Annotated in this window: 15 protein-coding genes; 8 read left to right on the plus strand and 7 right to left on the minus strand. The window is 67.7% G+C overall.

Going from position 1 to position 21,492, the window contains the following annotated elements; translation table 11 throughout:
• Positions 1 to 42: 42 nt before the first annotated feature.
• The 4 genes from ileS to IE191_RS02105 all read left to right on the plus strand — a co-directional run bounded on the left by ileS (position 43) and on the right by IE191_RS02105 (position 6,140).
• The gene (ileS, locus tag IE191_RS02090) at positions 43 to 2,799 is read left to right on the plus strand and encodes an isoleucine--tRNA ligase (RefSeq protein WP_191322718.1); all 2,757 of its coding nucleotides are present in this window, start codon (positions 43 to 45) and stop codon (positions 2,797 to 2,799) included.
• Between the two features lie 2 nt (positions 2,800 to 2,801).
• Complete coding sequence (gene lspA / locus IE191_RS02095; RefSeq protein ID WP_191322967.1) at positions 2,802 to 3,314, plus strand: signal peptidase II; 513 nt, start codon at positions 2,802 to 2,804, stop codon at positions 3,312 to 3,314.
• 3 nt (positions 3,315 to 3,317) lie between these two features.
• Positions 3,318 to 3,731: a DUF3035 domain-containing protein gene (locus IE191_RS02100; RefSeq protein ID WP_191322719.1), complete on the plus strand. Its 414-nt coding sequence runs from the start codon at positions 3,318 to 3,320 to the stop codon at positions 3,729 to 3,731.
• A 363-nt stretch (positions 3,732 to 4,094) separates the two neighbouring features.
• The gene (locus IE191_RS02105; protein WP_191322720.1) at positions 4,095 to 6,140 is read left to right on the plus strand and encodes a TonB-dependent receptor; all 2,046 of its coding nucleotides are present in this window, start codon (positions 4,095 to 4,097) and stop codon (positions 6,138 to 6,140) included.
• 96 nt (positions 6,141 to 6,236) lie between these two features.
• Here IE191_RS02105 and IE191_RS02110 read toward each other — a convergent pair whose 3' ends face one another.
• Positions 6,237 to 7,088: a DODA-type extradiol aromatic ring-opening family dioxygenase gene (locus IE191_RS02110; protein ID WP_191322721.1), complete on the minus strand. Its 852-nt coding sequence runs from the start codon at positions 7,086 to 7,088 to the stop codon at positions 6,237 to 6,239.
• A 442-nt stretch (positions 7,089 to 7,530) separates the two neighbouring features.
• On the opposite strand from IE191_RS02110, the gene IE191_RS02115 reads away from it, so the two are divergent.
• Positions 7,531 to 10,899: a trifunctional glycoside hydrolase family 18/polysaccharide deacetylase/glycosyltransferase family 2 protein gene (locus IE191_RS02115; protein ID WP_229815049.1), complete on the plus strand. Its 3,369-nt coding sequence runs from the start codon at positions 7,531 to 7,533 to the stop codon at positions 10,897 to 10,899.
• A gap of 28 nt (positions 10,900 to 10,927) precedes the next feature.
• On the opposite strand, the gene IE191_RS02120 is transcribed toward IE191_RS02115, so the two are convergent.
• Together IE191_RS02120 and IE191_RS02125 are read right to left on the minus strand one after the other, a co-directional pair.
• Positions 10,928 to 12,292: a HAMP domain-containing sensor histidine kinase gene (locus IE191_RS02120; RefSeq protein ID WP_229815083.1), complete on the minus strand. Its 1,365-nt coding sequence runs from the start codon at positions 12,290 to 12,292 to the stop codon at positions 10,928 to 10,930.
• Positions 12,293 to 12,311: 19 nt separating this feature from the next.
• Positions 12,312 to 12,998: a response regulator transcription factor gene (locus IE191_RS02125; protein ID WP_229815050.1), complete on the minus strand. Its 687-nt coding sequence runs from the start codon at positions 12,996 to 12,998 to the stop codon at positions 12,312 to 12,314.
• A 76-nt stretch (positions 12,999 to 13,074) separates the two neighbouring features.
• Here IE191_RS02125 and IE191_RS02130 point away from each other — a divergent pair, with 76 nt between their 5' ends.
• Positions 13,075 to 13,818 carry an AcvB/VirJ family lysyl-phosphatidylglycerol hydrolase gene (locus IE191_RS02130; protein ID WP_191322722.1) on the plus strand — a complete coding sequence of 248 codons (744 nt, stop codon included), beginning with the start codon at positions 13,075 to 13,077 and terminating at the stop codon, positions 13,816 to 13,818.
• 9 nt (positions 13,819 to 13,827) lie between these two features.
• Here the strand turns inward: IE191_RS02130 and IE191_RS02135 are convergent, their stop codons facing one another.
• On the minus strand, positions 13,828 to 14,724 hold the full coding sequence (locus tag IE191_RS02135) for a hypothetical protein (RefSeq protein ID WP_191322723.1): 897 nt from the start codon (positions 14,722 to 14,724) through the stop codon (positions 13,828 to 13,830).
• Positions 14,721 to 15,542 (minus strand): RNA polymerase sigma factor, encoded by an 822-nt coding sequence (locus IE191_RS02140; RefSeq protein ID WP_191322724.1) that lies wholly within the window; start codon positions 15,540 to 15,542, stop codon positions 14,721 to 14,723. The genes IE191_RS02135 and IE191_RS02140 overlap by 4 nt, the downstream gene beginning before the upstream one ends.
• A gap of 253 nt (positions 15,543 to 15,795) precedes the next feature.
• On the opposite strand from IE191_RS02140, the gene IE191_RS02145 reads away from it, so the two are divergent.
• Both IE191_RS02145 and IE191_RS02150 read left to right on the plus strand, forming a co-directional pair.
• Complete coding sequence (locus IE191_RS02145) at positions 15,796 to 18,942, plus strand: autotransporter outer membrane beta-barrel domain-containing protein (protein WP_191322725.1); 3,147 nt, start codon at positions 15,796 to 15,798, stop codon at positions 18,940 to 18,942.
• Between the two features lie 141 nt (positions 18,943 to 19,083).
• Positions 19,084 to 19,260 (plus strand): hypothetical protein, encoded by a 177-nt coding sequence (locus IE191_RS02150; protein ID WP_191323009.1) that lies wholly within the window; start codon positions 19,084 to 19,086, stop codon positions 19,258 to 19,260.
• 7 nt (positions 19,261 to 19,267) lie between these two features.
• Here the strand turns inward: IE191_RS02150 and IE191_RS02155 are convergent, their stop codons facing one another.
• Together IE191_RS02155 and hisC are read right to left on the minus strand one after the other, a co-directional pair.
• Positions 19,268 to 20,221: a prephenate/arogenate dehydrogenase family protein gene (locus IE191_RS02155; RefSeq protein WP_191322726.1), complete on the minus strand. Its 954-nt coding sequence runs from the start codon at positions 20,219 to 20,221 to the stop codon at positions 19,268 to 19,270.
• Positions 20,218 to 21,348, minus strand: coding sequence for a histidinol-phosphate transaminase (gene hisC / locus IE191_RS02160; protein ID WP_191322971.1), 1,131 nt, complete (start codon positions 21,346 to 21,348; stop codon positions 20,218 to 20,220). The genes IE191_RS02155 and hisC overlap by 4 nt, the downstream gene beginning before the upstream one ends.
• Positions 21,349 to 21,492: the final 144 nt, after the last annotated feature.

Consider the following 21,492-nt stretch of genomic DNA (forward strand, 5'->3'; position numbering starts at 1 on the left):
GCATTTGCAGGAATCCGCGTGGGCCGCTAAGGCCCGCCGATCATGACCGACAAGCGCGACTATCGAGACACCGTCTTCCTGCCGAAGACCGATTTTCCCATGAAGGCCGGGCTCCCGCAAAAGGAGCCGGGCATTCTTGCGCGCTGGCAGGAGGAAGACATTTACGGCCAGGTGCGCGCCGCGCGCGCGGGCCGTGACACGTTCATCCTTCACGATGGCCCGCCCTATGCCAATGGCGACATGCATATCGGCCATGCCCTGAACCATATCCTCAAGGACATGGTGGTGCGCACCCAGACCCTGCTGGGCAAGGACGCGCCCTATGTGCCCGGCTGGGACTGCCACGGCCTGCCCATCGAGTGGAAGGTCGAGGAAGAGTACCGCAAGAAGAAGAAGAACAAGGACGAGGTTCCGCCCAAGGAATTCCGCGCCGAATGCCGCGCCTATGCCCAGAAGTGGGTGGACGTGCAGCGCGAGCAGTTGAAGCGCCTGGGCATCAACGCCGCTTGGGACCGGCCCTACCTGACCATGGATTTCCAGGCCGAAGCGACGATCGTGGGCGAACTGCTCAAGTTCGCCGAGAGCGGCCAGCTCTATCGCGGCGCCAAGCCGGTGATGTGGAGCCCGGTGGAAAAGACCGCGCTGGCCGAAGCCGAGGTGGAATACGAGGACATCGTTTCCACCCAAATCGACGTGGCGTTCGAAATCACGGATTCGCCGATCGCAGCGCTCAAGGGCGCCTATGCGGTGATCTGGACCACCACGCCCTGGACGATCCCGGTCAACCAGGCGCTCGCCTATGGGCCTGAGGTGGATTACGTGCTGGTTCAGGCGGGCGACAAGCGCGTTCTGCTGGCCGCCCCGTTGGTCGCCGCCGCAGCCGCCCGCTTTGGCATCGCGCTGGAAAGCCCGCTGTGGGAAGGCAAAGGCACCGAACTCGCCGGCACCGTCGCGCGGCACCCCATGCACGCGCTGGGCGGCTTCTTTGCCGAGCCGCGCCCGCTGCTGGCCGGGGATTTCGTCACCACCGATTCGGGCACGGGCCTGGTCCACATGGCGCCCGACCATGGCGAGGACGACTTTGCCCTGTGCAAGGCGCACGGCATCGAGCCCAAGTTTGCCGTCACTGCCGATGGCAAGTATCGCGAGGACTGGGGCTGGCTTGGTGGCCAGGGCAGCGTGATCAACCCCAAGTTCAACGCCCCCGATGGCCCGATCTGTTCGGCGCTGGCCGAAGTGGGCGCGCTGATGGCGGCGAGCGCGGACTACAAGCACTCCTACCCGCATTCCTGGCGCTCCAAGGCCAAGGTGATCTATCGCTGCACCCCGCAGTGGTTCGTGCCGATGGACCAGGCCCGCGAAGGCGGCACTCTGCGCGAAAAGGCCGTCGCGGCGATCGCCGCCACGCGCTTCGTGCCGGAAAAGGGCCGCAACCGCATCGGCGCCATGGTCGAAGGGCGGCCCGACTGGGTGCTCTCGCGCCAGCGCGCCTGGGGCGTGCCGATCACCCTGTTCGTCAACCGCCAGACCGGGCAGTACCTGGCCGATCCCGAAGTCAACGCCCGCATCATCGCCGGCGTGATGGCCGAAGGGGTGGACGCCTGGGACGACGAGCGCGCGCAGGACTACCTTGGCGACAAGTACCAGGCCGAGGACTACGAGCGCGTCACCGACATTCTCGACGTGTGGTTCGATTCCGGTTCCACCCATGCCTTCGTGCTGGAATCAGGCCGCTGGCCCGAACTGCGCTGGCCGGCCGATCTCTATCTCGAAGGCAGCGACCAGCATCGCGGCTGGTTCCAGTCTTCGCTGCTAGAAAGCTGCGCCACGCGCGGCCGTGCGCCTTATGACGCGATCCTGACCCACGGCTTCACCATGGATGCCAAGGGCCTGAAGATGTCCAAGTCTTTGGGCAACACGATCAGCCCGCTGGACCTGATGCGCGATTATGGCGCGGATATCCTGCGGCTGTGGGCGCTGTCTGTGGATTTCACCGAGGATCACCGCATCGGCAAGGAAATCCTCGCCGGGGTGGCCGACCAGTATCGCAAGCTGCGCAACACCTTCCGCTACCTGCTCGGCGCGCTGGCCGATTTCAGCGAGGACGAGCGCGTGGCGCCCGAGGCCATGCCCGAACTGGAGCGCTACATGCTGGTGCGCCTCTCCGGGCTGGACAGCACGCTGCGCCAGGCCGTGGCGGACTATGATTTCAACACCTATGTCCGCGCCCTGACCGAGTTCTGCAACGAAGACCTCTCGGCGTTCTTCTTCGATATCCGCAAGGACAGCCTCTATTGCGACGCGCCGGCCGATCCCAAGCGCCGCGCCTATCGCACCGTGCTCGACGTGCTGTTCCACGCCCTGGTGCGCTATGCCGCGCCGGTGCTGGTCTTCACGGCCGAAGAAGTGTGGCAGAGCCGCACGCCCGGCGCTTCGGTCCACCTGCTGGAATGGCCCGAACTGCCCGCAGCGCAAGCCGATGTGGCGCAGTGGGAAGCTCTGCGCGCGCTGCGCACCCGCGTGAACGAGGCAATCGAACCGCTGCGCCGCGAAAAGGTGCTGGGTTCGGGCCTGGAAGCCCGCGTCACCGTGCCGGCCGACGCGCCGGAAGCCGAAGACGGCCTGGCGGAACTGTTCATCAGTGCGACAGTTACCCGCGGGCAGGAGCTTGCCGTGACCCGAACCGATGACCACAAGTGCGGCCGTTGCTGGCGCCACCTTCCCGAAGTGAGCGAAGACGGCGCGCTCTGCGCCCGCTGCGACAGCGTGGTGGCAACGCTCGACGGGCAAGCCGCGTGAGACTGTTCACCCGCAACCGCCTGGCCGGCTTTGCCCTGGCCTTTGCCACGTTCGGCCTGGACCGCGCAGTAAAGGCCTGGATCGCCGGCCCGCTGGCCCTGCCCGAACAGGGTGCGATCTATCTCACCAGCTTCTTCAACCTGCGCTGGACGCAGAACCTGGGGGTGTCGCTGGGCCTGTTCAGCGCGGATTCGAGCGAAGGCAAGCTGGCGCTACTGGCCATGACCGGGCTGATCGCGCTGGGCGTGGTGATCTGGATGCTGCGCGAAAAGGCGCTGGCCGAACTCTCTGGCCTGGCTTTCGTGCTCGGCGGGGCGATGGGCAACATCTATGATCGCTGGACGCGCGGCTATGTGATCGATTACGCTGACCTTCATTTCGGCGAATTTCGGCCTTTCCTGATTTTCAACCTGGCCGACGCGGCAATCACGCTGGGCGTGTTGATCCTGCTTGCCCGTTCGCTGTTTTCGCGCGAAAAGCGCGAGCCGGGCAGCCCCAGCCCTACGGAGATTTAAGTAATGCGCAAAGCCGCCGCCCTTGCCTTTCTCGTTTCGGCCGGGAGCCTTCTGGCTGCGTGCAGCTCGAACAGCTCGCTGTTCAACCGCGTTCGCCCCGATGAATTCGCCGTCAGCCGCCAGGCGCCGCTGGTCGTGCCGCCCGATTTCGCGCTGACCCCGCCCAACCCCGGCGCGCCGCGCCCGCAGGATGTCGATTCGTCGAAGCAGGCGCTCGACGCCCTGTTCGGCGGCCCGGCCCCGCGCAGCGCCGTGGAAACCGACACGCTGGGCAAGGCCGGCGCTTCGGCCGTGGGCATCCGCAGCACGGTGGGCGATCCGCAGACCAAGACCGTGGCCAAGGGCGCCCTGGTGAAGGACATCCTCGCCGCGCCCCAGGGCGATGGCGCCCAGGCCCGCGCCGCCATCCCCGGCTGATAGCGGCAACGCTTGACGTGAAAGGGCCTGCCGGCATCGATCGGCGGGCCTTTTTCGTTTGTGTCGTCCTGGTCTGTGCCACGATGCGAACGATCGAACGAAGACGCCCGCAACCAATTCCAACGCTTACGTTAAGCGCTTCATCCTGCGTTCAGGTGAATCATGGCCAGAAGGCGCCCGCATTCCGGCTCTTGCCGGGGCTTATCATGAAATGTTATATCGTTCCTGAACAAGGGAGCGAGCGCGGCGGAGAGGCCCGGAAATACGACGCCCGCAGTGTTTGCGGGCGCTGCGACAATGCGCGTTCACGGCCGCCCCCCGAATGGGCCGGAGCGCGAACACAAGGTTATGGAGGAGTTTTCAATGCGTTCCATCCTGATGCTGGGATCTGCGGTCCTGGCTCTGGCCCCCGCCGCCGCCTGGGCCGATGCGCCTGCCCCCGCCCCCGCTGCATCGGATGATGCCTCTGCCGATGCCGGCACCAGTGGCGGCGGCACCGCGAGCGCCACGCCGATCGTGGTCACCGCCACGCCGTTCGGCCACACCATCGATGATACGCCCACGGTTTCCGCCCGCGTCGATTCCGACCAGATCGCCCGCGCCGGCGGGGCCAGCATCGCCGACGCGCTGCGCGACATTCCCGGCGTTTCGGCCACCGGCTTTGCCGCCGGCGCCAGCCGCCCGATCATTCGCGGCATGGACAGCAACCGCGTCCGCCTGCTCGAAGACGGCACGTCGAGCTCCGACGTGTCGGACATCGGCCCCGACCACGGCATTCCGATCGATCCGCTTTCGGCGCGCTCGATCGAAGTGGTGCGCGGCGCGGCCACGCTGCGCTATGGCAGCCAGGCGATCGGCGGCGTGGTGAACACGATCAACAACCGCGTGCCGATGACTTTGCCGACCGAGGCGATCTCGGCCGAAGCCAGCACCAGCTACACCACGGTGAACAAGGGCGTGGAAACCGCCGCGCTGGTCGATGCCAAGTCGGGCCAGCTCGCGCTGCACGCCGATGGCTTCTGGCGCACCACCGACAACTATGACACGCCGCTCGGCACCCAGCAGAATTCCTGGTTCAACGGCTGGGGCGGATCGGTGGGCGGGTCCTACTTCCTGCCCGGCGACAAGAGCCACGTGGGCCTGGCCGTGACGCATTACGATGCCCGCTACGGCATTCCCAGCGACACCACCTATATCGACATGCGCCAGACCAAGGTGATGACGCGCAACTATTTTGCGCTGGATTCGGGCCTGCTCAAGACCTTTACCCTGGATGGCAGCTATGGTGATTACCAGCACCAGGAGAAGAACCCCGACGGCTCGGTCAACACCACGTTCAAGAACAAGGAATGGAACGGCCGCGGCGAACTGCTGCTCAACGCCATCGGGCCGGTGCGCAACACCGCGCTGGGCGTGGAATACCAGCACCGCGATTTCTCGGCGATCGGGGAAGACAGCAGCTACCTGAACCCGGCGACCAGCCAGAACATCGCCGGCTACCTGTTCACCGAAATCCAGCTTGCCGATCCGCTGCATGTCGAGGCGAGCGGCCGCGTCGAGCATGTGCGCATCACCGGCACCCCGGCCGACAACGACTTCACCGTGCGCAACTATACGCCGGTGAGCGGCGCCATCGGCCTGCTCTACACCCCGGTGCAGGCGGTCAAGTTCGGCCTCAACTTCTCCAGCACGGGTCGCGCCCCGGCGCTGACCGAACTGTTCGCGCGTGGCGGTCATGATGGCCCGCAGACCTATGAAACCGGTGATGCCAACCTCAAGATCGAGCGCGCCAATTCGCTGGAAGGCAGCTTGCGCGTGCGCCAGGGCGGCTTCGCCTTCACCGGCTCGGTCTATTACACTTGGTACAAGAACTATATCTACGGCGACCTGACCGGCCGCACCTGCGACGATGACGGCGTGTGCACCAGCGCCACCGACGGCGAACTGCGCGAGCTGTTCTATCGCCAGCAGGGCGCGAAGTTCCGCGGCCTGGAAGCGGAAATGAGCCAGGATCTGGTGAAGACCGATGCCGGCACCTTCACCGCCAAGGTGCTGGGCGACTACACCCGCGCGACGCTGGACAACGGCAGCAACGTGCCGCGCATCCCGCCCTATCGCATCGGCGGCGGCTTTGCCTGGGCCGGCAAGACGATCGATGCCGGGATCATGTTCAGCCACTATGGCCGGCAGGACAAGGCGGGCGATTTCGACACGCCCACCGATGGCTACAACAACCTCAACATGAATGTCGCGTGGCGCCCGTTCAAGAGCCACCCGGGCATCGAGCTGTCGGTGGTCGGCCAGAACCTGACTGACGACACCCAGCGCCTGGCGACCGCGCTCAACAAGGACCTGGTGGTGATGCCGGGCCGCTCGGTGCGCTTCGTGATCAAGGCCGCCACGTTCTGATAACGGGAGTCGCGCCTGGCGCGGCTCTCTCACCTTCCCCCCGGCCCGCCATTCCGTCCCCCCCGGAATGGCGGGTTTCCTTTTGGGGCAGGGCGATCACGCTTCGGCCAGCGCCTGGCCGATCCGGTCAAAGCCGCTCGGGGTGGTATCCGGCCCGAAGCGATAGCTGGAGGCGGTGACGCCGCCGCGCAGATCGCTTTGCGAATAGATGCAGGTGGCCGGGTCTGCCCCGGCCGCACCGATCGCCACCATCAGCGGGATCAGGTGATCCTCGCGCGGGTGGCAGGCACGCGCACCGGGGGCCTGGTCCCATGTCAGCAGCGCGTCCGCGCGGGCTTCGGGCGCCAAGTCCAGCAGCGTGTGTCGCAACCAGGCGTCGAACGCGGCAGACGGCGCCGCAGCGCCCGCGCCGAACTGGCGCAAGTTGTGATAGCTGAAGCCCGAACCTACGATCAGCACGCCCTGCTCGCGCAGCGGCGCCAGCGCGCGGCCCAGCGCGAGATGCGCAGGCACGTCATAATCGGCGCGCAGCGACAGGCTGAGCACGGGAATGTCCGCCTCTGGCCAGATCGGCTGGAGCATCGAGAACGTGCCGTGGTCGAACCCGCGCGCGGGATCGCGGCCGATGGCGATGCCCGCCGCCGCGCCCAGCCGCACGACCTCTTCGGCCAGGTCCGGGGCGCCCGGCGCGGGATAGCGGATATGATAGGTGTGCTCGGGAAAGCCGTAATAGTCATAGACCATGCCCGGCTGCGCGGCTGTGGAGACGGTGAAGCCGGGCTCTTCCCAATGGCCCGAGACCACCAGAACCGCGCGCGGGCGGGCCGGCAATTGCGCTGGCAAGGCCTTGAGCGAGGCTTCGAGCCAGGCAAAGCCATCGCGGAACGGGCCATCGAGCCACGGCCAGGGGCCGCCACCATGAGACAGGAAATAGACCGGTTGCTGCATGGATAATCCATCCTTTCCCGCGCAATTTAGAGATTGTTGGCCGCGCTGCCACCGGGCAAAAGGCTGTGCATCTTGTTGGGCCGAGTGGAACGGGCAAATCCACCGGCCCGGCACGGAAAGGGCGGGGGGACGGCACCATGGCCAAACCGTAATGTTTTGATCACGCCACCGGCAGGCCGGATGGGCTAGACCGCTTTTCGACGGTGAGCAGCTTTGGACCCGCGACGTGACGGTCCCCTGTTCCGGTTCCGCTCGGGCTGCTCGCCGTCACCCCGCCGTTTGGCGCAGCCCCCCGCTATCCCGATCCCGGTGTTCCGGCCGCCGACCATGCCCAGCAGGTCGCCGATGATCCGGCTCCGATCGCTGACGATGCGAACCAGGCCCGCGCCCTTCCCTGCCCGGCAACCCATCAACCTTATCCAGTTCGGAAAACACCCCGGCCGTGTCACGCCCCATCTTCTTCGATCCCACCGGCCAGCGCCGTCGCTGGACCCGCCGCCTGGCCTTTGCCGTGCTGGCCCTGCTGGTGGGCATGTGCGTGGTCTTTGCCACCACGGTCGCCACGGTTTCCCCGCGTGAGCCGCTGACCTTTGCCCAGGAACGCCTGGCGCCGCTGCCGCTCAAGACGCAGGTCAGCCGCCTGTCGCACAGCCTGGCCGCGCTGTTCGGCCGCCGCGCTGCCGCGCCCGCGCGCCAGCAGGGCACGCCGGTGACCATCGGCTTCTACGAGGCAGGCAGCGACGAGAGCGCCGGGGCGCTGCAACGCCATGTCGGCCAGCTCGACTGGGTTGCCCCCACGCTGATGTCGATCGATCATGCCGGCAAGCTGACCGTGACCGACGACGCGCCGATGCGCCGCATCCTGGCCGGATCGCTGCATCGCCCGCTGGTGGTGCCAGTGCTACAGAACGTACAAGACGGTGCAGGCTGGGATGGTGCCGGCACCGCAGCCGTGCTGGCCAATCCGGCGCGCCGCCTGGCCTTGGCCAATGCCGTTGACGCCGCGCTCGACAAGTCGGGCGATGCCGGCGTGATGATCGACTTCGAAAGCCTGCCGCAGGGCGCGCTCGTCGGTCTGCACCAGTTTGCCGCCGATCTCCATGCGCGCCTGGCGCCCAAGCACCGCGTCGTCTCGCTCACCATGCCGGTAGACGACGAGAACTGGCACCCGCGCGCCTTTGCCGACGTGGCCGACAAGATCGTGCTGATGGCCTATGACGAGCACTGGCAGGGCGGCACGCCCGGCCCCATTGCCTCGAACGGCTGGTTCCTGTCGCGCGTGGCGGGCATGATCAAGGGCCTGGCACCGGGCAAGGCCGTGGTTGCGCTGGGCAGCTATGGCTATGACTGGCACGAAGGCCATGCCGATGCGCTGACCGTGGAAGAAGCCTGGCTGGCCGCGCACGACAGCGGCACCACGCCCGCGTGGGACAAGGCCAGCGGCAATGCCGGCTTCGCCTATGACGACGATGCCGACACCACCGATGGCGCGCCAGCGGTGCGCCACGACGTGTGGATGCTCGATGCCGCCACCAGTTGGAACCAGATGCTGATGCTGCGCCAGTTGGGCGTGGGCTCGGTGGCGCTGTGGCGCCTGGGTTCGGAAGATCCCGGGTTCTGGCCGGTGCTCCAGGCCTGGCACGGCGGCGCCAAGACTCTGCCCGACATTTCGCGCATCACCCAGAGCAGCAACGTGGACGTGGAAGGCAACGGCGAAATCCTGCGCATTGCCGCCACGCCCACGCCGGGCACGCGCACGCTCAGCACCGATCGCCGCCTCGGCCTGGTCACCGGCGAACGCTACGATTCGCTGCCCACGCCCTATGTCGTGCGCCGCACCGGCGATCGGCCCAAGCTGGTCGCGCTGACGTTCGACGATGGCCCGGACCCTACCTGGACGCCCAAGATCCTGTCGATCCTGGAGCAATACCACGTGCCCGGCACGTTCTTCGTGATCGGCGAAAACGGCGTGGCCAACCGCACCCTGCTGCAACGCATGGTGGCCGATGGCGACGAGATCGGCAATCACAGCTATACCCATCCCAATATGGCGAACAGCACGCCGGCGGGGATCAAGCTGGAGCTCAACGCCACGCAGCGCCTGATCGAGGCCTATACCGGCCACTCCACCCGCCTGTTCCGCGCGCCCTATTTCGGGGACGCCGAGCCGACCACGGCCGACGAACTCGATCCCGCGCTGATCGCGCAGAACCAGGGCTATACCATCGTCGGCCTGCATGCCGATCCGGGCGACTGGATGCGCCGCCCGGCCGATCAGGTCGTGCAACTGACGGTCGATGCGGTCAACGCCGGCAATGCCGATCGTTCCGCCAACGTGATCCTGCTGCACGATGGCGGCGGGGACCGTTCGCAGACCGTGGCCGCGCTGCCCCGGATCATCCAGCAGTTGCAGGCCCAGGGCTATCGCTTCGTGCCGGTGTCCACCTTGGCCGGGCTCAAGCGCGACGACGTGATGCCCGCCGTGAAGGGCTGGGACCTGGTGGCGGTGCGACTCGACATCGGCATCTTCTCGGTACTGGCCGCCGCGCTGGCCACGCTCAACTGGACGTTCTTCTTCGCCATCGCGCTCGGCACGCTGCGCGCCGTGGGCCTGACCGGGCTGGCGCTGTTCCCCAAGCCGCGCACGGCCATGCCCTGGCACGATCGCGCCAGCGACGTGCCCGCCTACCAGCCGCGCGTGACGGTGATCATCCCGGCCTACAACGAAGAGCGGGTGATCGAGGCCTCGGTCCACCGCATCCTCGCCAGCACTTATCCGGCGCTCGACGTGATCGTGGCCGACGATGGCTCCAAGGACGCGACCAGCGCCATCGTCGCGGCCGCCTTTGGCAACGACCCGCGTGTGCGGCTGATGACTCTGACCAACGGCGGCAAGGCCAGCGCGCTCAACCGCGCACTCGCCGCCGCCGATGGCGAGATCATCGTGGCGCTCGACGCCGATACCCAGTTCGAGCCCGAGACCATCGGCAAGCTGGTGCGCTGGTTCGAAAAGCCGGAAATCGGCGCGGTGGCCGGCAATGCCAAGGTAGGCAACCGGGTGAACCTCGTCACCCGCTGGCAGGCGGTGGAATATGTCACCGCGCAGAACATCGAACGCCGCGCGCTGACCCGGTTTGACGCGATCATGGTCGTGCCCGGCGCGGTCGGCGCCTGGCGCCGCGAAGCGCTCAACGACGTGGGCGGCTATCCCGAAGACACCCTGGCCGAAGACCAGGACCTGACCATCGCGATCCAGCGCCAGGGCTGGAAAGTGGCCTATGACGAAGACGCCGTGGCCTGGACCGAAGCGCCCGAAACTCTGCGCGCGCTGGGCAAGCAGCGCTTCCGCTGGGCGTTCGGCACGTTGCAATGCCTGTGGAAGCATCGCGCCGTGGTGGCGCAGCAGCGCCCCTCGGGCCTGGCCTTCATCGGCATTCCCCAGGCCTGGCTGTTCCAGATCGCCTTTGCCATCGCTTCCCCGCTGATCGACCTGGCACTGGGCATCTCGATCGTCGGCACGATCCTGCGCGTGGTGCAGCATGGCTGGGCCCAGACGCAGACCGACGTGCTGCGCATGGGGGCCTATTGGCTCGGCTTCACGCTGATCGACCTGGCCTGCGGCTTCGTCGCCTATCGGCTCGACGTGCGGGAAAAGCGCCTGCCGCCGTTCCTGCTGCTGAGCCAGCGCTTCGTCTATCGCCAGTTGATGTATGGCGTGGTGATCCGCGCGGTCAGCTCGGCGCTGGCCGGCCTCGGCATCGGCTGGGGCAAGCTGGAACGCACCGGCCGGGTGAGCACGCCGGGGGGATAACCCCCTGGCGGCCCCACCTCCCGCCCGGTCAGGCCGGCAGGTGCAGCGTCACTGCCAGGCCGCCACCATGGGCTTCGCCCAGTTCCAGGCGGCCGCGATGCAGGCGGGCCACGGCGTTGACCATCGACAGGCCAAGGCCGCCGCCCGGCCGCGTCCGCGCATTGTCCAGCCGCACGAAGCGCTCGACCACGCGCGGGCGGTCTTCCGGGGCAATGCCCGGCCCGTTGTCGGCCACTTCCAGCAGCGCTTCGCCCTCGGCCGCGTGGGTACGCACGGTGATGGCATCGCCGCCGTATTTCAGCGCGTTGTCGATGGCATTGGCGAGCGCGCGCGAGATCAGTTCGCGATCGGCCATGATCCAGGCGGGGGACAGGTCCAGCGCCAGCGTCACGCCCGATTGCTCGGCCAGCGGTTCGTAAAGCTCGACCATGTCCGCCGCCACCGCCGCCAGATCGAGCTGGACACGGCGATCCTGCACCGCGCCCCCTTCGAGCCGGCTGATTTCCAGCGCGGTTTCCAGCATCGCACGCAAGCCGTCGGCGTCGGCACGGGCGGCCTGCAAGGCTTCGACCGCGCCGGGTTCATCCACCCGCGCCAAGGCGGTATCGATCGCGGCGGACAGCCGCGTGACCGGGGAGCGCAGATCATGCGCCAGCGCGCCCGATACCGCGCCCAGTTCCGCCACCAGGCTGGCGATGCGCTCGGCCATCTGGTTCATCTGCAAGCGCAAGTGGTCAAAGCCGTCGCCGCTCTGCCCTTCGGCCAGGCGCATGCCGAAGTTGCCGGCGGCCAGTTCCTCGGCTGCCTTGGCGATCTCGTGCGTGCGGCTGCTGATCGCCAGGCCCAGCACCAGCGCGCTGACCAGCGCCAGCGCCACGGCCACGGCAATGGTCAGCCCGATCGCGGCGGCAAAGGCCAGGTTGAAGCGCCGCTCGCTGGCGCCCATCAGCCCCACGGTGAGCCGGGCTCCGTCGGGCAGCGTGCTGGCCAGGACGAGCGCATCCTGCTCGGTGGCGCTGTCGCCCCGCCGCACCAGCACCGCCTGCGGGCGCGGGCCAGGCGTGATCGCCGGGACGAAATCGATGTTGCTGGTGAGCGTCGGCGCGCCGCCACCCGCCAGCGTGACGAAGACGCCGGGATCGGCCACGCTGCCGCGCTGGTCGCGGATGAAATCGGCCAGCGCCCCCCGCCCGCCGCTGTAGAACGCGGCGAGCAGATCGTCGCGCACGTCGATCACCTGGTCCTCGCGATCGGCGCGCACCACGTCGAGCATCTGCGTGCGCAGGAAGAAGATCGCCGCCGCGCTCGACAGCAGTTGCAGCACGAAGACCGCCGCCACCAGCCGCAGCATGGTGGGCGAGAGGCGGCGCTGGCGCATGGCCCGGGCGAACATCGTCAACGCCGCGCCATGGTCAGTCGGCCGCCATGCGATAGCCTGCGCCGCGCACGGTGTGGAACAGCGCCTGCTCCTCGCCATCGTCGATCTTGCGGCGCAGGCGGCTGATATGCACGTCGATCACGTTGGTGCCGGGGTCGAAGTGGTAGTCCCACACGGCCTCCAGCAGCATGGTGCGGGTGACGACTTCGCCCTGGTGCAGCAGCATGTATTCGAGCAGGCGGAATTCGCGCGGTTGCAGGGTGATCTTGCGCGCGCCGCGCTTCACCTGGCGGGTCAGCCGGTCCAGTTCCAGATCGGCGCAGCGCAGCACGGTATCCTGGGCCTTCTGGCGCCCGCTGCCCCGGCGCATCAGCGCCTGGACCCGCGCGAACAGTTCGGCAAAGGAAAACGGCTTGCCCAGGTAATCGTCTGCCCCGGCCGTCAGCCCCGCCACGCGATCGTCGGTGCTGCCCAGCGCCGAGAGCACGAGAACCGGCGTTTCCACTTCGGCCGCGCGCAGGGCCTTGAGCACGGAAAGCCCATCCATGCCCGGCAGCATGCGATCGAGCACGACCACGTCGAACTGGCTGTCGGTGGCCAGGAACAGCCCGTCACGCCCGTTGGCGGCGCGGTCCACGGTAAAGCCTTCCTCGGCAAAGCCGCGCGCAATATAGTCCCCGATCTGGGGATCGTCTTCAACCAGCAGGATGCGTCCGGCCACAAGCAGCTTCCATGACAACGAGTTAATCTTGCCCCCACCGCCCAGACAGGGCGCGGAGGGCAGCATCGTCTGCATCATGGCTATTGGCTTTCCCGGTCGCAAGCTGTTTGCCCTTGCCGCCGCCCTGCCCGTGGTGGGCGGCGCGACGATGGCCGCGACCGGCTACCTGGGCGGTTACTTCGATCGCCAGGCCGTGGTCTATCGTTCTCCGCTCGGCCCGCCGCGCCACGATCTGGTGGCGGTCTATTTTTCCGGCGACATGGGCCTGCAAATGGGGCCGGGGCGCGGCACCGTGGCGGCGCTGCGCGAACGCGGCCTGCCGGTGATGGCGGTCAATTCCCCGGCGCTGTTCCGCCTGGCGCGCGATCGCGCCTTTGTCGATGCCCTGGTGGCCGATACCATGCGCCAGGCGCTGGCCCGCAGCCACGCCGCGCGGGTGGTCCTGATCGGCATGGCGTTCGGCGCCGGCGTGCTCGACACCGGACTGGGCGCCGTGCCCGCGGATCTGCGCGCGCGGATCGCCTCGGTGGTGCTGGTGCAGCCGGGCACCGCCGTCTATTTCCAGGCCAATCCCGGCGAACTGTTCCACCCCGGCGGGCCTGACAGCGACCCGCGCCGCACCGTGCGCCTGCTTCACGGCTTGCCGGTTACCTGCATTTCGCAAAGCCAGCAGGACCAGAGCCTGTGCAGCGCAGCCCCGCTTGCCGGTGCCAGCCACGTCGCGCTCGACGATGCCCGGCCGCGCACCCCGTCAGACCGGCTGAGTGTGGCGCGCATCACTGCCGATGCGGCGCTGTTTCCGCCCTCACCGATGCACTGAGCGTTGCGTTCAGGGTAGCGAGGGGCCGCCTGGCATGTGGCCGGGCATGGACTGCATCGTGCCGGGGGCGCCGCCACCCGGCCCCATCGCGCCGGGCGCACCACCGATGGCGCCGCTATAGCCATAGCCTTGCGGCACGAACGGCCCCATCGCGCCGCGCGTGGCGCCCAAAGTCGGCCCCATGGTGGCTGCCCCGTCGGGGCCGGGGTCGGGCGACTGCGCCGCCAGATGGCTGTGATCGACAACGGCCGGCGGCAGCACCGGATCGGGATCGCTGGTATCAGGTGTCGGCACGGCCACCGTCTGCGGACCAGCGCTTATTGGCGGCGCGGCCACGGCGAGCGCGGTTTCGGAGGGGGTGGCCGGATTGGCAGCGGGCGCGGCAACCGGCGCGCGCGCGGCTGTGGCAGGCGGTGCTGCCAGCGGGGACGACGGGGCTGTTGCCAAGGCAACCATGCCGCCTGCGGACCCTGCACCTGTACCGGCACCTGCCACCGGCGCGGGCTGAAACGGAGAACCGAAAATGGCGATGGCCGCGACGCTGGCAGCAAGGGCGCCGATGCCGGTGCCGCCCAGCATCAACCAGGCGCCGCGCCAGGCCGCCAGCCGGACCATCAGTGGGCGCCGGGTGCCATGATCGGTGCCGCCCACCACGCGCAGCGGCACGACCTGCGCGGTCAGCCGCACCGGCGCTTCGGTCAAGGCGTCAAGGCCACTGGCGGCAAATTGCGGGCGCAGCGGCACATCGCGCAGGATGCGGGCCGTCAGGCCGGCGGGCAGCGCCGGCGCGTCGTGTCGCGCCAGAATCTGGTCGAGCGCCGCATCGGACAAGCGGCTGGGGGCCGAATCGGAGCCTGCCACGCGATCCCGGCCCGGATCGGCGATGCGAGGCTGGTGGCCGGTCACGCCAGCGCGCCTGCGCCCGAACGAGGCCCGGCTTCATTCGGGCCGGCACCATCGAGGCCGGCGGCCGCGCCCATGAACGCCACGTCGCGACAGGTGATGTCGCGTGCTTCTAGCAATTCCCGCATCTGCCGCCTCGCCCTGAACAACAGCGACTCCATCGCCTTGATATTAAGATCAAGCACCTGGGCCGCAAGTGCATTGGAGAAGTTCTCGTAATAGCACAAGACCAGCGCCGCGCGATAGCGTTCCGGCAGGTCGGCCAGGGCCGCCGCCACCTGGGCGCAGGCTTCGCGCTGCTCGATCAGCCGATCGGCGAGCGGGGCCTGGTCCGCCGGATCCGGCAGATCGTCGGTCACCACCACGCGGAAGCGGCGCTTGCGGTCAAAGCACAGGTTCATCGCCACGCGATGCAGCCAGCCGACCAGGCCGGCGCCGGTGGGCTGCCAGCGCGGCGCGTTCTGCCACATGCGGGCAAAGCAGTCCTGCACCACGTCCTCGGCATCGTGGCCATCGCCCAGCATGCGCGCGGCAACGCGATAGAGCGCCGCAGCGTGGCGCTCCACCAGCACCGCGAACGAGGCCTGGCACCCTTGCGCCACGCGGCGCATCAGCGCCACGTCGTCCCGCAGGGCCAGGCTGTCGCGCCCTTGATCGGCGCCGTGTCTGGCTATGGCCGGATCCACCTGCGGCGCGGCATAGGCCGTGCGCGCCAGCGATTCGCCTGGTTGTTGATCGATGACCGGTCCGCCCGGAAGGGGGCCGCCAAGGCCCACGTCCGTGGATACGGCGTCGCCCTGCAAGTCACCGCAAAAGGTCATGCGGTCCACCCGTCGCGCACGATGGTTGCTCCGTCCATTCCCTTGTCCCGGGTCCCCTGCTGGAGCCTATCATCTGAACGGCAAATTTACAGTCACCAAAATTGTCTGAACATTTCTTCATCTTCGTTTGCGACGGATAGTGGTTTCGGCGCATTTCAGGCACTGGTAAAGCTGGCCTGCGCCCGATATGAAGCCCGCAATGTTGCCACCGGCCTGCCCCTGCTGGCCCTTTTGCCCAACGAGACGAGAGCCCATGCAGCGCCTCCCCAAGATCCGTTTCCTTTCCACCGTCGCCCCGCTGGCGATTCCTGCCGCGCTTATTGCTGGCGCCACCCCGGCGCTGGCCGATACCACGGTGAGCACCAGCACGCTGACGGCGCTGAGCACCTCGTCTGCCGGCAACGTGACCATTGCCAGCGGCGGCGCGATCAAGCTGGCCAGTGCCAGCGCCACGGCCGTGACGGTCGATTCCTCCAAGACGGTCAATGTCAATTCGGGTGGGTCGCTCACGCTCAGCGGCTACAGCAACAGCGCCGGCATCGCCGTCAGCTCCGGCGTGACCACCACGATCACCAATGCCGGCACCATTGCCCTGACCGAAGATTACACCCCGCCGGTGCTGGGCAACAGCTCGGTGGTGAATGGCTCACTATCGCAGCTCAGCAACCGCTATGGCATCCACATCCTGTCGGGCAGCGCCACCACGGCCACGATCTCGAACAGCGGCACGATCTCGGTCGAAGGCAACAATTCGGGCGGCATCGTGGTCGATTCCGACCTGACCGGCTCGATCACCAACACCGGCACGATCACCGTCAAGGGTGACAATGCCGTGGGCGTCGGCGTCGGCAACGTCACCGGCAACCTCAACATCGGCGGCACCGTTGCGGTGATCGGCTCGGGCGCGCAGGCCGTGGTGGTTGACGGCAACGTGACCGGCACTGTCAAGATCGATGGCGCGATGAGCCAGGCGGTCAGCTACACCGCCGACGACAGCACCACGCAGACGCTCTCGCCCACCGCGCTCAGCACCGGCAATGCCGCCGTGCAGGTTTCGGGCAACGTGACCGGCGGCGTGATCGTCACCGTGGCGTCGAGCAGCAACGGCACCACCGAAACCACCGGTTCGATCCAGTCCTACGGCACCAGCCCGGCCCTGCTGATCGGTGGCACCGGCAACACCACGATCGGCTCGGTCACGGCCACCACCGGCACCTATTCGGTGGCGATCGACGGCTCGGTGGGCGCTTCGGCCTATTACAGCGGCCTCAACGCCTATGGCCTGGTGATCGGCGGCCAGGGCGGCACGGTCACCCTGTCGAACGGCATCGGCGTCTATGGCACGGTTTCGGCCACCACCGTCAATGGCGATGCCAGCGCGATCCTGATCAATTCGGGCGTCACGGCCACCTCGCTCTACAACGAGGGCACGATCAAGGCGACGGCCAGCGGCGTGGCCTCGGGCAACCTTTATGGCATCTATGACAAGTCCGGCACGCTGACCACGGTCAACAATACCGGGTTCATCACCGTCAGCGGCGCGACCACCGGCACGAGCGCGGCGATCGACCTGTCCGCCAACACCACCGGCGTGACGATCAAGCAGTACCTCAACAGCACCGACGCCGCGAGCCAGAAGACCGACAAGGCCGCCTCGGGCTATAACGTCGACACCGCCACGGTCTACACCGCGATCACCGGCGACATCTACACCGGCAGCGGCAACGACACGGTGGACATCGAATCCGGCAAGGTCACCGGCAACGCCTATCTCGGCACCGGCAACAACACCGTGACGCTGGCCGACGATGCCAAGTGGATCGGCAATATCGACTTCGGCACCAGCGGCACCGCCACCATGACCATGGGGGGCAATTCGCGCTTCACCGGCGAAATGGAACTGAACGACCAGGTCGGCACGCTGACGCTCAACGATTCGTCGATCTGGAAGGGCACGATCACCGGCGGGTCGCAACTGGGCGTGGTGGTCAACGGCGGCTCGTTCGGTGCCAACAGCACCGCGACCACCACGATCAACAGCCTGACGGTCAATTCCGGCGGCACGCTGGGCGTCTATGTCGACGGCACCGCCGGCACCGCGTCCAAGCTCGTCGCCAACACGGTCACGTTCAACAGCGGTTCCAAGATCGGCGTGACGATCTCGTCGTTCGCCAATGCCGCCGGCACCTATGACATCGTGTCGGCCGGCACGCTGACCGGTGGCAGCAACGTCACCACCAGCTCGCTTTCGCTGCCGATCCTGTTCAAGGGCTCGATCACCCAGTCCGGCAACGACCTGGAGCTGACCCTGGCGCGCAAGACCGCCACGGAACTTGGCCTCACCTCGCCCCAGGCAGCCGCCTATGACGCGATCATCGGCAACGCGGCCAGCTACAGCACGCTGGAATCCAGCCTGCTGCAAATGACCACGACCAGCGCGCTGCAAAGCCAGTTCAACGAGCTTCTGCCCGATTATGCCGGCGGCGCGTTCGATTTCGTCACGCGCGGTTCGCGCCAGGCGGCGCTGCATGTGGCCGACGATTCGTCGCTGTTCACGATCAGCAAGAGCGGCCTGTGGCTGGAGCCGCTCTATTTCCGCGCCAGCAAGCACGATGGTGATTCGATCGGCTACAGCCTGAGCGGCGGTGGCGTGTCGCTGGGCCTGGAGCGTACCACCGCAATCGGCAACGTCGGCGCCTACCTCGACTGGACCAGCGGCACGGTGAACAACCACAACCAGCAGTCGCTGGGCGTGAACAACATCGAATTCAACGCCTTCTGGCGCAAGGCGTTCGGCAACCTCTACACCTTCGCCCGCGTCGGCTATGGCAAGTCGTCGTTCAAGCTGGACCGCACGTTCAGCGGCGTGGTCGATTCGGCCGACATCACCTACACCGCCCACGGCGGCTGGAAGGGCCATTCGCTTTCGGCCACCGGCGGGTTCACCTATGATTTCAACCTGAGCGACACGTTCAAGATCAAGCCCAAGGCAAGCATCGAGTACTATCGCCTGAAGGAAAACGGCTACCAGGAAACCGGCACCGACGCGATCATCCTGCTGGTGCGCGACCGCACCAGCACGGCGGTCAACGCCACCACCACGCTGGGCTTCTCGTGGAGCCGTGGGCCGAGCAGCTACGAAGGCCGTCCGTTCACCGTCGAGGCAGACCTGGGCCGTCGCAGCCACCTCTCGGGCGATCTGGGCCAGACCACGGCGATCTTCGGTTCGGGCCAGCAGTTCACGCTCACCCCGGAAAACCAGCAGTCGGCCTGGATCGGCTCGGTCGGCATCCTCCAGGGCGGCCTGGACTATACCTGGAAGATCTCCGCCGGGGCGGAAAAGCCCACCAACGGCGGCATCGCCCCCAACGTGCGCGCTTCGCTCAGCATCGCGCTCTGATCGCGGCGCCACAGGCCAACAGAAAGGGGCGGCAACCACGCGGTTGCCGCCCCTTCTTGCTTATGCAGGTTGGTGCGGGGGAGCGAATGGGCGCTGGCCCCATTGCCACGGCATCCCCTCCGATCCGGAAAAGGCGACGCCATGGAAGACCCCCGCAACCTGCCACCCGATCGCCGCGCTCGCCGCTTCGGCCGCGCCGGGCTGACCGTTGCCGTCATTGTCGCGGCGATCATCCTGGTGATCTTCGTGGGCCGCAATGTGTGGCACGCGCGCGTGCTGCACCAGGAGGAGCGTACCGGAATGCCCAACGACGCCTGACAACCGCTCAGCGCGGACGCGCAGCGTCTTCCGTGGCCGGCGCCGTTGCCACGCCGTGGTCGCGGCCGAAGTCGGGCCGGGCGTCGTCTTGGCCCATGGCGATGATCGAGCGGCGGATCGCGCGGGTGCGGGTGAAATGATCGAACAGCGCGGCGCCGTCGCCCTTGCGGATCGCCTTCTGCAATTCGGTCAGGTCTTCGGTAAAGACCTGGAGCATCGTCAGCACCGCGTCGCGATTGTGCAGGAACACGTCGCGCCACATCGTCGGATCGGACGCCGCAATGCGGGTGAAATCGCGGAAGCCACCGGCGGAATACTTGATCACCTCACTCTGGGTCACTTCCTCCAGGTCAGACGCTGTTCCGACGATGGTATAGGCGATCAGGTGCGGCAGGTGGCTGGTGACGGCCAGCACCAGATCGTGGTGCGCGGCATCCATCATCTCCACTTTGGCGCCCAGCGCTTCCCAGAACGCGGAAACGCGGGCCACGGCCGCCTCGTCGGCGTCTTCGGCCGGGGTGAGAATGCACCAGCGGCCCACGAACAGTGTGGCAAAGCCTGCGTCCGGGCCGCTCTGCTCGGTCCCGGCGACAGGATGCGCGGGCACGATCGTTGCGCCCGGCAGCGCTTCACCCAGCGCCTTGAGCACGCTGGCCTTGCTCGATCCCACGTCGCTGATCACGCAATCGGCGGGCAGGTGTGGCGCCACGGCAGCGGCAGCCGCACCCATCGCGCCCACCGGCACGCAGAACACCACCAGTTGCGCACCGGCCACGGCCTGCGCCGGAGTGTCGGCAATCGCGTCGGCCAGGCCGATTTCGGCGGCACGGGCGCGCACCGCCGGATCGGCATCGTAGCCGACCACGCGCACGCCGGGGATGCGCGCGCGCGCCGCCAGCGCCACCGATCCGCCCAGCAGGCCCAGGCCGATCACCGCCACATCGCGAAACGACTCGCTCATCGCGTCGACTGGGCCATGGCGCGCAAGGCGGTGGCGATGGCGTCCATCTGCTCGGGCGTGCCGATGGTGATGCGCAGGCACTGGGGCAGCCCCTGCCCCGGCAGCCAGCGGGTGATATAGCCTGCATCCATCAGGCCGAGGTAGGCCGCCTCTGCCGTGAGCGCCCCGGAAAACTCGATCAGCACGAAGTTGGCCTGGCTGGGCAGCGGACGCAGCCCGTGGTTGCCCAGTTGCTCCAGCGCCGCCACGAAGCGCGCCCGCTCGGCGCGATTGTGCGCCGCCGAAGCCTGGACGAAGGCCTGGTCCTGCACCGCGGCCAGCCCCATGGCCTGCCCGGTCAGCGAAACATTGAACGGCCCGCGAATGCGGTTGAGCATGTCGATCACTGCGACCGGGCCGGTGGCCCAGCCGATGCGCTCTCCGGCCAGGCCGTAGATCTTGGAAAAGGTCCGCGTCACCAGCACGTTGGCCGCGCTGCGCGCCAGATCGAGCGCGCCATCGTCGTCCTTTTCCGCGACATATTCGGCATAGGCCTGGTCCACCACCAGCAGCACGTCGGGGCGCAGGCCGGCGTGCAACCGGGCCAGCTCGCTACGGCCGATATAGCTGCCCGTGGGGTTGTTGGGATTGGCCAAGAAGACCACGCGGGTACGCTCGGTCACGGCGGCGAGCAGCGCGTCGACATCGGTGCCGTAATCGCAGTCGGGCGCTTCCACCGGGGTTGCGCCGCAGCGCCGCGCCGCGATCGGATAGACCGAAAAGCCATAGCGCACGAACAGCACTTCATCGCCCACCCCGGCATAGGCCTGGGCGGCAATGTGGAGCAGCTCATCCGAACCGGTGCCCATGACGATGCGCGCCGGATCGAGCCCGTGCAGCGCGGCGAGCGCGGCGCGCAAGTCCTTGCTGTCGGGGTCGGGATAGAGCGCCGTATTGGCCACCTGTGCGCGCGCCTCGACGGCCGCGCCGCTGGTGCCCAGCGGGTTCTCGTTGGCCGAAAGCTTGATCAGCGGCTGTCCATCCAGCCCGGCCGATTTGCCCGGCACATAGGCGTGGATCGCGCGAATCCAGTCCTTGGGCTGCGGGCAGGCGATCGGGGCGGCGCGGGTTGCGGTCTGGTCGGTCATGATGGCCATGGCTTTACGACAAGACCGGCGCAATTCAAGCGCAACCCTTGGGCAGGCAGGCCTGGTGCAACCGGCCGAGGCAGCAGGTGCACCAATGAAAAACCCCGCCGGTTGCCCGGCGGGGTTTTCGTGTGCCTGGACCAG

Origin of the sequence: Novosphingobium pokkalii, assembly GCF_014652855.1 — a bacterium.
GTDB classification, from domain to species: domain Bacteria; phylum Pseudomonadota; class Alphaproteobacteria; order Sphingomonadales; family Sphingomonadaceae; genus Novosphingobium; species Novosphingobium pokkalii.